The sequence below is a fragment of the Streptomyces sp. NPDC005004 genome (genome assembly GCF_053600675.1).
Genome location: NZ_JBSGAH010000014.1, coordinates 159,057 through 174,307, shown reverse-complemented (window position 1 = coordinate 174,307; position 15,251 = coordinate 159,057). Strand labels below are relative to the sequence as shown.

At 68.8% G+C, this 15,251-nt stretch carries 12 protein-coding genes; 2 read left to right on the top strand and 10 right to left on the bottom strand.

Features of this window, described 5'->3' with window-relative positions:
* Window positions 1-369: 369 nt before the first annotated feature.
* Window positions 370-1,467: an LCP family protein gene (locus tag ACWEEU_RS21500; RefSeq protein ID WP_385747129.1), complete on the top strand. Its 1,098-nt coding sequence runs from the start codon at window positions 370-372 to the stop codon at window positions 1,465-1,467.
* Window positions 1,468-1,516: 49 nt separating this feature from the next.
* On the opposite strand, the gene ACWEEU_RS21495 is transcribed toward ACWEEU_RS21500, so the two are convergent.
* Window positions 1,517-2,533, bottom strand: a complete 1,017-nt coding sequence (locus tag ACWEEU_RS21495) for a hypothetical protein (RefSeq protein ID WP_451734278.1) — start codon at window positions 2,531-2,533, stop codon at window positions 1,517-1,519.
* 72 nt (window positions 2,534-2,605) lie between these two features.
* On the opposite strand from ACWEEU_RS21495, the gene ACWEEU_RS21490 reads away from it, so the two are divergent.
* Window positions 2,606-2,998 (top strand): PIN domain-containing protein, encoded by a 393-nt coding sequence (locus ACWEEU_RS21490; protein WP_385747133.1) that lies wholly within the window; start codon window positions 2,606-2,608, stop codon window positions 2,996-2,998.
* A gap of 30 nt (window positions 2,999-3,028) precedes the next feature.
* Here ACWEEU_RS21490 and ACWEEU_RS21485 read toward each other — a convergent pair whose 3' ends face one another.
* From ACWEEU_RS21485 to ngcE, 9 genes are all read right to left on the bottom strand, one after another.
* A complete protein-coding gene (locus tag ACWEEU_RS21485) occupies window positions 3,029-4,543 on the bottom strand; it encodes an amino acid permease (protein ID WP_451734276.1) in 1,515 nt (504 codons plus the stop codon).
* A gap of 176 nt (window positions 4,544-4,719) precedes the next feature.
* Window positions 4,720-6,639 (bottom strand): 1-deoxy-D-xylulose-5-phosphate synthase, encoded by a 1,920-nt coding sequence (gene dxs / locus ACWEEU_RS21480; RefSeq protein ID WP_385747137.1) that lies wholly within the window; start codon window positions 6,637-6,639, stop codon window positions 4,720-4,722.
* A 179-nt stretch (window positions 6,640-6,818) separates the two neighbouring features.
* A complete protein-coding gene (locus ACWEEU_RS21475) occupies window positions 6,819-8,111 on the bottom strand; it encodes a sugar ABC transporter permease (protein WP_451734273.1) in 1,293 nt (430 codons plus the stop codon).
* A complete protein-coding gene (locus tag ACWEEU_RS21470) occupies window positions 8,108-8,899 on the bottom strand; it encodes an ATP-binding cassette domain-containing protein (RefSeq protein ID WP_199584193.1) in 792 nt (263 codons plus the stop codon). Before ACWEEU_RS21470 ends, ACWEEU_RS21475 begins: the two co-directional genes overlap by 4 nt.
* A gap of 193 nt (window positions 8,900-9,092) precedes the next feature.
* Window positions 9,093-10,190 (bottom strand): substrate-binding domain-containing protein, encoded by a 1,098-nt coding sequence (locus ACWEEU_RS21465; RefSeq protein WP_385747149.1) that lies wholly within the window; start codon window positions 10,188-10,190, stop codon window positions 9,093-9,095.
* A 133-nt stretch (window positions 10,191-10,323) separates the two neighbouring features.
* Window positions 10,324-11,535 carry an ROK family transcriptional regulator gene (locus ACWEEU_RS21460; RefSeq protein WP_385747139.1) on the bottom strand — a complete coding sequence of 404 codons (1,212 nt, stop codon included), beginning with the start codon at window positions 11,533-11,535 and terminating at the stop codon, window positions 10,324-10,326.
* 197 nt (window positions 11,536-11,732) lie between these two features.
* On the bottom strand, window positions 11,733-12,659 hold the full coding sequence (locus tag ACWEEU_RS21455) for a carbohydrate ABC transporter permease (protein ID WP_385747141.1): 927 nt from the start codon (window positions 12,657-12,659) through the stop codon (window positions 11,733-11,735).
* Between the two features lie 5 nt (window positions 12,660-12,664).
* Window positions 12,665-13,591 (bottom strand): carbohydrate ABC transporter permease, encoded by a 927-nt coding sequence (locus tag ACWEEU_RS21450; RefSeq protein ID WP_385747143.1) that lies wholly within the window; start codon window positions 13,589-13,591, stop codon window positions 12,665-12,667.
* Window positions 13,592-13,645: 54 nt separating this feature from the next.
* Entirely contained in the window at window positions 13,646-15,091 is a 1,446-nt protein-coding gene (gene ngcE, locus ACWEEU_RS21445) for an N-acetylglucosamine/diacetylchitobiose ABC transporter substrate-binding protein (RefSeq protein ID WP_385747145.1), read from the bottom strand.
* Window positions 15,092-15,251: the final 160 nt, after the last annotated feature.

The window sequence follows — 15,251 nt, the reverse complement described above, 5'->3', positions numbered from 1 at the left end:
GACGGGTTGCTCAGGGACGCACCTGCGGATTCACAGAACCATCACATGAGATGGTGAACTTTAACAATGCTTCAACTAAGTGTCGACGCGTGATCACCCTCCATACACGGCGAGCTTGATCACAGGACCTTCGGTACAACCTTTTGCCGACTTCGGTGCTCATGTCTGCGTAACCCGTCTCCGACCGGGCTCACTCGGGGCACTTCGCGTATTGACCATTTGCGATCAAGGGCTCTGGCGCAGTGAGCGCATCGGCTACCGGATGTTTACAGATGCCTCACTTTTCCTACAGGATCAGTCAATCTTCCGCCGTAGCACGCCACTTCCACTCGCCCCGCGGGGCACGACCCACGAGGAACCCGACGCACGATGAGTCATGTCTCGACGCCCCAGCAGAGCGAACCCGGAACGCCCGCCGGACCCGGCACCGGCAAGGCCCCGAAGCGGGGGCGCCGCACCGGCCGGAAGATCCTCATCGCCCTCGCCGTCGTCCTGGTCGCCGCGGGCGGCACGGGCTACTGGCTCTACGACAGCCTCGACTCCAACATCAAGGGCGTCGACCTCGACCGGGCCATCGGTGACAACCGCCCGGAGAAGCTGCCGACCTCCGGGCAGAACCTGCTCGTGCTCGGCTCCGACTCGCGCGCCGGCGCCAACGCGGCCCTGCACACCGGCCATGTCTCCGGCGCCCGTTCCGACACCGCGCTGGTGATCCACATACCCGAGGGCCGGAAGAAGGCCGTCGCGATCAGCATCCCGCGCGACACCCTCGTGACCCGGCCCGAGTGCACGACCCGCAGCGGCAAGCAGCTCCCCTCGGCGCACCGCGTCATGTTCAACTCGGTCTACTCGGTGGCCGGTCCGGCCTGCGTGGTCAAGACCGTCGAGCAGATGTCGGGCGTCCGCCTCGACCACTTCGTGGAGATCGACTTCGCCGGGTTCCAGGGGCTGGTCGACGCGATAGGCGGCGTGCCCGTCACGGTGGACCGCGACATCCACGACTCCCACAGCGGCCTCGACCTGAAGGCGGGCACGACCCGGCTGACCGGCAAGCAGGCCCTGCAGTTCGTCCGCACCCGGCACGGCATCGGCGACGGCAGCGACCTCGGGCGCATCGGGCTCCAGCAGAAGTTCCTGATCTCGCTGCTCTCCGAGATCAAGCAGCAGGACCTGCTGGGCAGCCCCACCAAGGCGTACACCGTCGCGGACAAGCTCACCCAGTCGCTCACGACCGACTCCGGGCTCGACTCCCTCACCAAGCTCGCGGAGTTCAGCCGCAGCATGAACGGCGTCGACCCCGAGACCATGGAGACGATCATGCTCCCGGTCCGCTACGACACCCAGGACCCCAACCGGGTCGTGGCCGCCGAACCGCAGGCCAAGGAGCTGTGGAAGGCCGTGCGCTCGGACGAGACGATCCCCGAGTCGGCCAAGAAGTCCCCGGCCAGGGGCGGCGACACCCCCTGAGTGCGACGGGCTTCGGGACGGCACGCGCCGTCGCGGGGCCCCGGCCCGCTCAGACCTCGCGCCATGCCTCGAGGGCGAGACCCGGCTCGTCCTTGCGGCGGGTCAGCAGCAGGCGCCCGCTGGAGGGGGAGAGCGCGGCGGCGACCGTCCGGCCGTGCTCGTCCGTCGCGAGCGACACCACGGCGTCCTCGGCGAGCTTCGGGCCCGACTCGGCCCACCAGGCCCCGGCCGACTCCAGCTCCGTGGGGTACGCGGCGAACGCCACCCGGGAGTTCGCGGTGCGCTGGGCGAGCAGGGTGCAGTCGTGCCCGTCGAGGGTGCAGCGGACGGCGGCCACCGGGCCCGGTCCGGCGGCGGGCAGCAGCGCGGTGGGCTCGGCGCCGGGGCGCCAGGCGTACAGGGTGCCGGAGTCGTCCGCGAAGAAGAGGGTCGTGTACGCGGGGGACGTGGCGAGCGCGTACAGGGTGCCGGGGCGGACGGCGGTCTCCAGGGCTTCCTTGAGGACCGGTTCGGCGCCCGCTTTTTCCTGGCGCCAGTGCAGGATGCCGCCGGGCACCGCCGCGTACAGCTCGATCAGGCCGGACTCCCCCGTCACCGCCGCCAGACCGTCCTGGACGTCGTGGCCCTTGAGGTCCTTCCAGGGCTCCCAGCCGCCCTTCTCCTTCTGGACGGCCGCGCTCACCCCGCCGGCGTCGTTGCGCACGAAGACATGGGCGCGGCCCTGGGCGTCCACGGCGACGGCGGGGGTGCCGGTGCGCGGTCCCTTCCTGTCCGGGTGGCCGATGGGGGTCCAGTCCAGCGGGGCGAGATGGGCGCGGAAGTGGGTCGAGTGCACCAGGCCCGCCTCGCCCTTCACTGTGGGGCGCCAGGAGACGAGGTGGGCATAGCCGTCGGCGCCCTGGCCGAGGGCCAGGACGGGGTGCAGTCGCTGTTCGCCGCCCGCCTTGCGCGGTGCGGTCCAACCGCCGCCCGGCCCGCGTTCCGCCCGGCACAGGACGGCGTCGCCCGAGAGCCGGTAGACACTGAGCCGGCCGTCGCGGCCGCATATGAGCCAGTCGCCGTTCACGGAATCACCATAAACGGCCCGGTCCGGGCGCTGTCCCGCGCCCCCTCGGGACGGGCGTGGGAGGCTGGAGGCATGGACGACGTGCAAGGCAACGCTGACCAGGACGGCCCGCTCCTCGCGATCGTGGACTGCGCGAACGTCGTCGGTTCGCGCCCCGACGGCTGGTGGCGCGACCGCAAGGGCGCCGCCGAGCGGCTGCGGGACCGGCTGGCCGCCGACGGTCTGCCCGGGCGCACGGAGGACGTGGAGATCGTGCTGGTCGTGGAGGGCGCGGCGCGCGGGGTCGAGTCGGTGCCCGGGGTCCGGGTGGAGTCCGCTCCCGGCAGCGGCGACGACTGGATCGTGGAGCTGGTCGCCGGTGCCGGCGACCGCGACCGTCTGGTGGTCACGGCCGACCGCGAACTGCGCCGCCGGGTGGGCGATCTGGGCGCGGACGTGTCCGGTCCCCGTACCGCCCTGGGCTGAGTCCGCCCGCGGCGCCGGTGCCGCCCGCGCTCAGCGGGCACCGCCCTCCGAGGGGGTCTCCTTCGCCTCTTCCCGCTGCCGTACCGCGAGGCGGCTGTGGGTGCGCCCGTAGGCGAAGTAGACGACGAAGCCGATCGCCATCCAGATGGCGAAGCGGAGCCAGGTCTCGGCGGGCAGGTTGACCATCAGCCACAGCGAGGCGCACACCGAGAGGATCGGCAGGAACGGCACCCAGGGGGTGCGGAACGCGCGGGGCAGGTCGGGGCGGGTCCTGCGCAGGATGATCACGCTGAGCGCGACGACGACGAACGCGAACAGCGTGCCGATGTTCACCAGCTCGGCCAGCTCGCTCAGGCTGGTGAAGCCCGCGATGACCGCGATGATCACGCCGAGCAGGATGGTCGGCCGGTGCGGGGTGCGGAAGCGCGGGTGGACGCGGGAGAAGAAGCGGGGCAGCAGTCCGTCCCGGCTCATCGCGAAGAACACCCGGGTCTGGCCGAGCAGCAGGATCATGCACACGGTCGTCAGACCGATCACCGCGCCGAAGCTGATGACCCCCGCGAACCAGGGGTGCCCGAGCGACTTGAAGGCGTCCGCGAGCGGCGCCTCGATCGACAGCTTGGTGTACTTCTGCATCCCGGTCACCACGATGGACACCGCGACGTAGAGCAGGGTGCAGATGATCAGCGAGCCGAGGATGCCGCGCGGCATGTCCCGCTGCGGGTTGCGGGTCTCCTCGGCGGCGGTGGCGACGATGTCGAACCCGATGAACGCGAAGAACACGACCGAGGCGGCGGTGAAGATGCCCATCACCCCGAAGTTCGCCGGGGCCCAACCGAACATGAGCTGGATCAGCGGGGCGCTCAGGTCGCCGCCAGCCTTGGCAGGTTGGGCCGGCGGGATGAACGGGTCGTAGTTGGAGCCCGTGACGAAGAAGGCGCCGCCGATGATCACGATGAGCACCACGATCACCTTGATGGCGACGACCACGGAGGTGATCCGCGCCGAGAGCTTCATGCCGACGACCAGCACGGCGGTCAGCAGCAGCACCAGCGCGGCCGCGAGCACGTCGAAGCCGAACCCGGTGGCGCCGTCCCGGCCGGAGAGATACGGGGGCAGGGTGGCGCCCCAACTGTCCAGCAGCGAGCGGATGTAGCCGGACCAGCCGACCGCCACCACCGCCGTGCCCAGCGCGAACTCAAGGACCAGGTCCCAGCCGATGATCCAGGCGGGCAGTTCGCCCAGGGAGGCGTACGAGAAGGTGTACGCGGACCCGGCCACCGGGACCGTGGAGGCGAACTCGGCGTAGCAGAGCGCCGCCAGACCGCAGACGATGCCGGCCACGACGAAGGACAGCGCGACCGCGGGGCCCGCGTTGTTCTTCGCCACCTGGCCGGTGAGGACGAAGATGCCGGTGCCGATGATGACACCGACGCCGAAGACGGTCAGGTCGAGGGCGGAGAGGGACTTCTTGAGGGAATGCTCGGGTTCTTCCGTGTCCCGGATGGACTGCTCGACGTTCTTCGTCCGGAAGAGCGTGCTCACACCTACCTACCTCCCACGCTCGTCGACCTCGACATGATCGAGAGGGCCGGGGATTCGTCTGCCCCGGCACTGGCAGGTTCACGCAGGCGGGCCGGTTCCGCCACCTGGAGAGGCGGCGGAACCGGCCCGGAGGGTTGTTCCTGGAGCGCGCGTCCGACCGCGCGCTCCTGTCCCCGCTAGTCGCGCGCGGACTCCACGGCGGCGGCGCTGTCCTCGAAGCGGCCGTCCAGCTTGGCGACCAGACCGGTGACCTGACGCGCGATGTCCGGAGCGGTCAGCCCGATCTCGGCCATGACCTCGGCGCGCGAGGCGTGGTCGAGGAAGCGCGGCGGGATGCCGAAGTCGCGCAGCGGCACGTCCACGCCCGCGTCGCGCAGCGCCTGCGCGATCGCGGAGCCGACACCGCCGACGCGGCTGTTGTCCTCGACGGTGACGACGACCCGGTGCTCGTTGGCGAGCGGGGCCATCGCCTCGTCGACCGGCTTGACCCAGCGGGGGTCGACGACGGTGGTGGAGATGCCCTGCTTGTCGAGCAGGTCCGCGATCTCCAGGCACATCGGGGCGAGCGCGCCGACGGAGACCAGGAGCACGTCGGGCCGGTCGGCGCCGGGCTCGCGCAGCACGTCCATGCCGCCCGCCTTGCGCAGCGCGGGTACGGCGGGGCCGACGGCGCCCTTGGAGAAGCGGACCACGGTCGGCGCGTCCTCGACGGCGACGGCCTCGCGCAGCTGGGCGCGCACCTGGTCGGCGTCGCGCGGCGCGGCCAGGCGCAGCCCGGGGACGACCTGGAGGATGGACATGTCCCACATGCCGTTGTGGGAGGCGCCGTCGGTGCCGGTGACGCCCGCGCGGTCCAGGACGAAGGTGACGCCGCACTTGTGCAGGGCCACGTCCATCAGGACCTGGTCGAAGGCGCGGTTGAGGAAGGTGGCGTAGACGGCGAAGACGGGGTGCACGCCGCCGTGGGCGAGACCGGCCGCCGAGACGGCGCCGTGCTGCTCCGCGATGCCGACGTCGTAGACGCGGTCGGGGAAGCGCTTGGCGAACTTGTCCAGGCCGACGGGCTGGAGCATGGCCGCCGTGATGGCGACGATGTCCTCGCGCTCCTCGCCGAGCCTGACCATCTCCTCGCCGAAGACGGACGTCCAGTCGGCGCCGGAGGTGGCGATGGGCAGACCGGTGTCGGGGTGGATCTTGCCGACGGCGTGGAAGCGGTCGGCCTCGTCCTGGAGGGCGGGCTGGTAGCCGCGGCCCTTCTCGGTGAGGCAGTGCACGATGACCGGGCCGCCGAACCGCTTGGCGCGGGCCAGCGCGGACTCCAGGGCCTCGATGTCGTGGCCGTCGATGGGTCCGACGTACTTGAGACCCAGGTCCTCGAACATGCCCTGCGGGGCGATGAAGTCCTTCAGGCCCTTCTTGGCGCCGTGCAGGGTGTCGTAGAGCGGGCGGCCGACGACCGGGGTGCGGTCGAGCAGGTCCTTGGTGCGGGCGAGGAAGCGCTCGTAGCCGTCGGTGGTGCGCAGGGTGGCCAGGTGGTTGGCGAGGCCGCCGATGGTGGGCGCGTAGGAGCGCTCGTTGTCGTTGACGACGATGACGAGCGGGCGGTCCTTGGCCTCGGCGATGTTGTTCAGCGCCTCCCAGGCCATGCCGCCGGTCAGCGCGCCGTCACCGATGACGGCGACGACGTGGCTGTCGCGCTGCTTCAGCTCGTTGGCCTTGGCGATGCCGTCGGCCCAGCCGAGCACGGTGGAGGCGTGGCTGTTCTCGATGACGTCGTGCTCGGACTCGGCCTGGGCGGGGTAGCCGGACAGGCCGCCCTTCATCTTCAGGCGGGAGAAGTCCTGGCGGCCCGTGAGCAGCTTGTGCACGTAGGACTGGTGGCCGGTGTCCCACAGCACCTTGTCCTTGGGCGAGTGGAACACCCGGTGCATGGCGATGGTCAGCTCGACCACACCGAGGTTGGGGCCGAGGTGGCCGCCGGTCTTGGAGACGGCCTCGACGAGGAAGGTCCGGATCTCCTCTGCCAGCAGGTTCAGCTCCTCCAGGCTGAGCCGGTCCAGATCGCGCGGTCCCGTGATGCGGGTCAGCAGCGGCACCCGTGCCTCCTTGCAGATAAGAGCTGATCGAGCTGTTGCCGGGCTTGATGAGTCTAATGTTCCGCTCCGGCCGCCGGTGTCCGGGCGTGCCCACGGTTGTTTCACGGGCACGGGGAAGCGGCCGGAGACGCCGAAGAGGCCCGGCGCTCCGTTGCGCCGGGCCTCTGAGCCAGCCGCGCTTACGCGCGGCCGGCCGACTTCTGGGTCTTGCGGGTGACGGCGTCGATGACGACGGTCGCCAGCAGGACTCCACCGGTGATCATGTACTGCACCGGCGAGGGGATGCCCTGGAGGGCCAGGCCGTACTGGATCGAGACGATGACCAGCACACCGAGGAGCGCGTTCCAGGTGCGGCCGCGGCCGCCGAAGAGGGACGTGCCACCGATGACGGCCGCCGCGATGGCGTTCATCAGCAGGTCGCCGCCACCGGCGCCCTGGTTGGCGGACGCGATCTTGGAGGCGATGAACAGACCGCCCAGCGCCGCGAAGGTGCCGGAGATGGCGAACACCGAGATGCGGACCAGGTCCACGTTGATGCCGGCACGGCGGGACGCCTCGACGCTGCCGCCGAGCGCGAACACCTTGCGGCCGTAGGCCGTGCGGCGCAGCACGAAGTCGGTGACGAAGAGGATCGCGACGAAGATCACGACAGCCAGGGGCAGGCCCTTGTACTGGTTGAAGACGATCGCGACGGCGAAGGAGAGGACGCCGAGCAGCGCGGTGCGCAGGATCGTCTCGCTCAGCGGCTTCGACGGCACACCGGCGGCCTCGCGGCGCTTGTTGCCGAGGAAGGAGTTGAGGAAGAAGAGCACGGTCACCACGGCGGCCAGACCGTAGGCGGCGGCCACGTCGGAGAAGTAGTAGCTCGTCAGGTTGGCCACGAGGCCGTCGCTGTTGAGGTTGATCGTGCCGTTGTCGCCCAGGATCTTGAGCATCAGGCCGTTCCAGAACAGCAGACCCGCCAGGGTGACCGCGAAGGCGGGCACGCCGATCTTGGCGAAGAAGAAGCCCTGGACGGCGCCGGCGACGGTGCCGGTGAGGATCGCCAGCACGAAGGCCAGCACCTCGTTCATGCCGTTGGTGATGTTCAGCACCGCGAAGGTCGCGCCCGCGACACCGGAGAGGGAGCCGACCGAGAGGTCGATCTCGCCGAGCAGCAGGACGAACACGATGCCGACGGCGATCATGCCCGTGCCGACCATGGCGACGGAGATGTCGGAGAGGTTGCCGGCGGTGAGGAAGTTGGAGTTCAGGCTCTGGAAGATGATCCAGATGACGATGAGTCCGACGACGACGGGCATCGAGCCCAGGTCGCCGGCCTTCATCTTGCGCTTGAACTCGCCGACGTAGCCCGCGAGTCCCTGCTCGCGCACCAGCAGCCGGGGGTCGACGGCGACACCGGCGCCGGGAGCGGCCTCCGGGTTCGCCACGGCCGCGCCCCCCGAGGACGTGGAGGTCTTGTCGATGCTCACTTCGTGCTCTCCCCATTGGTGCGCGCCGCACGACGGGTGACGGCATTGTCCGTGGCGCCGGTGATGGCGGAGATGATCTCTTCCTGAGAGGTCGACTTGACCTCGAAGACGCCGTTGTTGCGGCCCAGTCGCAGAACGGCCACCTTGTCGGCGACCGCCTTGACGTCGGCCATGTTGTGGCTGATGAGGATGACGGCGTGGCCGCGCTCCCGCAGCCGCTCGACCAGGTCGAGGACCTGGGCGGTCTGCTCGACGCCGAGCGCGGCGGTGGGCTCGTCGAGGATCACCAGCTTGGGCTCGCCGAGCATGGAGCGGGCGATGGCCACGACCTGCCGCTGACCGCCGGAGAGCGAGGCGATCGGGATGCGGACGCTGGGGATGCGGATCGAGAGCTGGTCCAGCAGCTCGCGCGAGCGCCGCTCCATCTCCACCTCGTCCAGCACGCCGGTGCGGCGCAGCTCACGGCCGAGGTAGAGGTTGCCGACGACGTCGATGTTGTCGCACAGCGCGAGGTCCTGGTACACCGTGGCGATGCCCAGGTTCTGGGCGTCGTGGGGCTTGTTGACCTGGACGGTCTTGCCCTCCCACTCGATGACGCCCTCGTCGATGGGGTGCACACCGGCGATCGTCTTCACCAGCGTGGACTTTCCGGCACCGTTGTCGCCCACCAGGGCGACCACCTCACCGGCGTGGACCTCCAGCGTGACGTCGGTGAGCGCCTGGACGGCACCGAATCGCTTGGAGACTCCGCGCAACGCCAGCACGGGCGTAGCGGACACGTGAACCAACTCCTTCGCCGCCTGACCCGGCGGGAGGTTGTGCAGAAGTTTGGGGGAATTCCGTCCGGCGCCCCGCGACGAGCTTGCGGGGCTGTGTGAAGGCGCGGGGCGCCGGAGGGAGCCTGATGCGGCCTTGCGGCCTGCGACCCGGCCGGGGGCGGGACTCACGGCGGAGTCCGGCCCCCGAGCGGGGCGGCGGCGCTTACTTCAGGCCGGCCTTGGCGCAGGCGGCCTTGTACTGAGCCGTGCAGATGTCGGCGATGGTGTACACGCCGTCCTTGACGACGGTGTCCTTGATGTTGTCCTTCGTCAGCGAGGTGACGGCGACGAGGACCGAGGGGACACCCTTCGTGGTCGGGCTGTCGACCTTGTCCTTGGCGACGGAGTCGAGGGACTTGCCCTGGGCGAGGTCCACGGCCATCTCGGCGGCGGCGGCGGCCTCCGGGGCGTACGGCTTGTAGACGCTCATGAACTGCGAACCGGCGACGATCCGCTGCACACCCGCCAGCTCGGCGTCCTGGCCGGTGACCGGGACGCTGATGCCGGCCTGCTTGAGGGCGGTGATGATACCGCCGGCCATGCCGTCGTTGGCGGAGTAGACGCCGACGATGTTCTTCTTGCCCAGAGCCGAGATCGCGCCCTCCATGTTGGAGTTGGCGTTCTCCGGCTTCCACTCCTTGGTGTCGTACTCCTTGCCGACCTTGACCTTGCCGTCGAGCACCTCGTGGGCGCCCTTCTTGAACTGCGCGGCGTTCGGGTCGGTGGAGGAGCCGTTCATCATGACGATCTTGCCGGACTTGGCCTTGGAGCCCAGCGCCTTGAGCAGCGCCTCGCCCTGGGTCTTGCCGACGGTCTCGTTGTCGAACGAGGTGTAGGCGGAGATCGGGCCCTGCGCCAGGCGGTCGTAGGCCACCACGGGGATGCCCGCGTCCTTGGCCTTCTGCACCGAGTTCTTGATGGCCGCGGCGTCCACCGCGTCGATCACCAGGACGTCCACCTTGTTGGTGATCATGGTGTCGACCTGCTGGCTCTGCAGCGTCGCGTCCTGCTTGGCGTTGGCGTAGACGACCTTGCCCTTGCCGTTCGTCAGCTCCGAGACCTTCTTCTCGATCAGCGGACGGTCGAACTTCTCGTAACGCGCGGTCTGGTTCTCCGGAAGGAGCAGACCGACCTTGATCGCGTCGCCCTTCTTGGTGTCCGCGGACTTCGAGGCGCCGCCCGTGGACTCCTTGGCGCTGCCGCAAGCGGCGAGCGAGACGGCCATGGCACCAGCAGCAACGGCGAAGGCCGCACGACGCATACGCGTGTTCACTTCAGAAACCTCCCTGACGAGGCCGCGTCGTTGCGGCCGAGGTGGCTGGAAGTCAACTCGGCCACGCGTTCGGCGTCAAGAAGTAAATTCTTAACGAGATGGCAACGGTGCCAATCGTTGTTTAAGTGAACGCAGGCGCGACGACAGGCAGGGCGGCTGTCGCGGAACCGTCCAGAAGGGTCGAATCGCCCATTTCGCTGAGCGCGAGGGCGAGGGCGCCGAGCACCTCGGCGCGACCGCCAAGTGCCCCTGGAAGAATAGACAGTTGACGGCTCGCGCTGGGAATCGCATAGCGTCCCACGGCCTCCCGGATGGGCCCGAGGACGAGTTCGCCGGCCTCGGCCAGATCGCCGCCCAGGACGACCCGGCTGGGGTTCAGCAGGTTGCAGAGATTGGCCACCCCGCTGCCCACGTGCCGCCCCACGTCGGCGATCACACGACGGCAGCCGGGGTCTCCGTCCCGCGCGAGACGCACGACGCCCTCCATGGTCAGCGCGCTGCCGTGGCTCGCCTGGAGCAGCGGCAGGACGTACCGCGCGGCGGTGAAGGTCTCCAGGCAGCCGCGGTTGCCGCAGCGGCACACCGGACCCGACTCGTCGATGGTGATGTGCCCGATCTCACCGGCCGTCCCGCCGGGGCCCCGGTAGATCTTGCCGTCGATCACCAGACCGGCCCCGACACCGCTGGCCACCTTGATGTAGGCCAGGTCGCGCACGCCCTTGCCGCTCCCCCAGACCAGCTCGCCGAGGGCGCCGAGGTTGGCGTCGTTGTCCACGTGGACCGGGACGCCGAGGCGTTCGCGCAGCTCGTCGGCGGGTTTGGTGCCGCCCCAGCCCGGCAGGATCGAGGTCGAGCCGAGCGTGCCCGACTCCACGTCGATGGGCCCGGGCACGCCGAGGCCCACCCCGGCAATCTTGGACCGGTCCACCCCGGTCGCCGCGATCAGCCGGTCGACCAGCTCCTCGGCCCGGTCGAAGCCCTGCGCGGAGGAGGCGTCCACGTCCAGCGGCTCGGATTCCTCGGCGAGCACCTGGTGCGCGAGGTTGCCGATCGCGACGCGCAGGTGCGTGTGCCCGAAGTCGACGCCGATCACGATGCCCGCGTCCCCGCTCAGCGACACGCTGCGGGCCCGCCGGCCACCGGCCGACGTGGGCGTGACCTCCACGGTCCCGTGGTCCTTCAGCTCGCGCACGATGTTGGAGACCGTCGCGGCGGACAGACCGGTCGTGCGGGCGATCTCGGCCTGCGTGAGCGACCCTGCCAGCCGCACCGCTCGTACGACTCTTTCCAGGTTGGCTCGGTGCAGCGACGACTGCGACCCCGGAGTCTCCATCGACCCATTCACTCCCGCCATCGGCCGGGCGGCCCCATCGCCGCCCGTGGCCCAGGTCACATCTGCGGAACCGGGCCACTTACAAGTTATGAACTCCAAGCTGTGCCGAAGGGGTTCCCGCAGTCAAGTCCTTGACGGAAATCGCCGTCAGAAGCTACGACATCGGGTGAGTGATCGACTCCGTACCGTGTGTGATCCTACTTGAGCGCGCCCGCCGTCAGTCCGGAGACGACCTGCCGCTGGAAGACGATGTAGGCGGCGAGGACCGGCAGCATCGCCATGACCAGCCCGGCGAACAGCCCGGACCAGTCGCCCTTGTAGCCCTGGCTGACCGCGAGCTGCACGAGCCCCTGGGTGAGCACCTTCTTGTCCGGGTCGGTGTTCAGGACCGTCGGGAGCATGTACTGGTTCCACTGACCGAGGAAGTTGAAGATCGCGACGCTGATCAGTCCGGGCTTGGCCATGGGGAGCATGATCTGGAAGAAGGTCCGGCTGTGCGAGGCGCCGTCGACGAAGGCCGCCTCCGCGACGGAGGTCGGCAGCGTGCGGAAGAACGCCGTCAGGAAGAACACCGTGAACGGCAGCGAGTAGGCGATGTAGACCAGGATCAGCCCGTGGATCGTGTTCAGCAGGCCCATGTTGTTCACGACGTAGAACAGCGGTACCAGCGCGAGCATCACCGGGAAGCTCATGCCACCGACGAACAGGTAGTAGACGAACCGGTTCCCGGGGAAGTCGAAGCGGGCCAGCACATAGGCCGCCATCGAGCCCAGGATCATCGTGCCGATGAGTGAACCCCCGACCACCAGAACGGTGTTGAAGAAGTAGTCGCTCATGTTGGCCTCGGTCCAGGCCCGTGACCAGTTGTCGAAGTGCAGTCGGTCAGGCAGCGACCAGGGCGAGGTGAGGATCGAGTTGTCGTCCTTGAACGAGGTCATCACCGCCCACACCAGCGGCAGCACCACCATGATCGCCCAGATCACCAGCACGCCGTGGGAAAAGACGTTGAGGACCGTGCCCTCGGTCTCCTTCCGGCGCCCGGTCCGTGCCCCGGGGGTGTCCGACGTGGCGATGGCCGGGCCGCGTTCGGCCGGCAGCGGGGCGGGAGGCTCGGTCGTCTTCATCGCTCTCAGTACTCCAGCCGCTCGCGGCGGCCCAGCCGCATCACGATCGCGGCGAACGCGAGGGTGACGACGAGGAGGGCGACGCCGATGGTGGTGGCGTAGGCGGCCTGACCGTCCCGGAACGCCTTCTGGTACACGTACAGGACCAGCACGGTGGTCGAGTAGTCGGGGCCGCCGGGGCCCGTCGTCATGATCTGGACGACCGCGAACGACTCGGCGCCGAGCGCGAGGATGCCCATGTAGACCCAGCCGGACTGCACGGTGTCCCACAGCAGCGGCAGGGTGACGCGGAAGAAGGTGGCGAAGCGGCTCGCGCCGTCCAGGAGCGCCGCCTCGTACAGCTCGACCGGGATCGAGGCCATGCCCGCCGAGAAGAGCACCACGAAGAAGCCGGTCGTGGACCACACGAGCACCGCCATCACGCACCACAGCGCGAGGGACGGGTCGCCCAGCCAGAGCGGCTGGAGACCGTCCAGCCCGATGTCCCGCAGGAATGAATTGATCATCCCGGTGTCGGGGTTGTAGGCGAAGGTGAACAGCAGGGCCACGATGGCGATCGAGAGCACCTGCGGAAAGAAATAGACGATCTTGTAGAACCCCGATCCCCGGACCCCGGAGATCGCCGGTCCTCCCCTGCGCTGCCGCCCGCCCACATTGATCATGAAGGCGAAGAACAACGCCATGCCGAGCGTCACCAGCGGCAGCACCAGCGCGAACAGCAGACTGTGCCAGAGCGACTTCCAGAAGATGTCGTCGTGCAGCATCCGCTGGTAGTTGTCGAACCCGACCGTCTTGAATTCCGGGCTCAGTCCGGTCCAGTCCGTGAACGTGTAGTAGATGGACTGGATGAACGGCCAGACGACGAAGAGCGCGTAGAGCCCGAGCGGGAGCGCCAGAAACCCCACGATGAAGCGGTACTTGCCGTGCTGCATTGCTGCCGACCCCGATCCTTCGGTCAGATGCCGCCGCCGATGACGAAAGCCGCGCTACTGGTGCTTGTAATGCTTGATCGACGAGTCCTTGGCGGCCTGGTCGGCATAGCCCTGGATGCGTTTGATCGCCTCGGCGGGGGTGATCCGGCCGGCCATCATCTCGCCGAGCCCGGAGACGCCGATCTTCTCCTTCTCCAATTGCACGTACCAGTCGGGGATGCGCGGGTTCACCAGGTTCGTCCCGGCCTTCTCCAGGACCGCGACGGCCGACTTCAGACCGGGGGTGAGGGTGATGCCGTCGGTGCCGCCGTTGAACGCGGTCAGCGACTTCACCTTGGAGGTGAAGTTCTTCGAGGACGCCTCGGAGAGCATGATGCGCAACTGCTCCATGCCGCCCTCGGGGTTGGCCGCCTTCGCCGGGACGATGAACGGCTCACCGCCGGAGGCCCAGGTGGTGCCGAAGGGCATCTTGTCCGAGCTGTCGATGCCGGAGGGCGCTCCCACCGCCAGGTCGAAGTCGGCGGGGATGACGTTCGCCGACTCGTTCTCCACCCAGGAGCCGTTGGGGATGAAGAGCGCCTCGCCCTTGGCCCACGCGGTCTGCGACTGGATGTGGTCGAGACCCGGGGTGCCGCGCAGCACGTACCCCTTCTTGTACAGCTCGTAGTAGGCCTCGAAGCACGCCTTGACCGCGGGGTGCTTCCAGGCGTTCGGCTCCAGGTTGTCGATGGCGTTCAGCACCTCCACGCCGCCGACCTTGCCGATCATCGGGTAGAGCGAGAAGGGGATGTAGTACGGGTACTTGCCCGCGTAGGTCCAGCCCGCGATGCCCTTCTTCTTGGCCTTGGCGCAGACCTTGAGCATGTCGTCCCAGGTCTCGGGGTACTTCTCGTCGAGCGAGTCCAGCGCCTTCTGGGAGTACCAGACGCCGTACACGGTGTAGGCGTAGTACATGATCCAGACCGGGTCGCCGTCGAACTGGCCCATCTCCACGATGCCGGGGCGCAGGGTGTCGCGGACCTTCTTCGACGGGTCGTCGTACGACGGCGCGTCCAGCAGCGGGGTGAGGTCGGCGAGCTGCTTCTTGCCGACCAGGCCGCCCATGTCCATCTGCTCGGCGCCGGAGTTGTCGATGAGGTCCGGCGGGGTGCCGCCGTTGAAGCGGGGCTGGAGGGTGGACTGGATCTTCTGGGTGGCCGAGAACTTCACCTTGGCGCCGGGGAAGGACTTCTCGTAGAGCTTGACCGCGTCCTCGGCGTACTCCTTGCCGAAACCGCCGTCGAAGAGGACGAATTCCATCCCCGCGGTCTTGTTGACACCGAGCGGGTTCTTCTTGGTCTTCTCGCCCGCCTTCGCCTTGCCCTGCGTGTCGCCCCCGCTGCTCGCGCAGGCCGACAGCAGTCCCATCCCGGGGGCCGCGATCAAGCCGATCGCCGCCGAACGCCTGATCAGGTCGCGCCGTCCGACGCCCTCTCCACCGTGCTGCGGAAGTGATCCCATGCGCAAGTCCTCGCCACTCAGGCGGTGAACCGGATCTCCCCCCGGCACCGCGTCGGGTAGTGCTGGTTCGTGCGGGAAACGCCGATAGGTATAGTCCACTTCCCGCCAACGGGGCAAGATCGAGCACAACGGGACCTCGGGACTTTTCCGAGTTGAGACC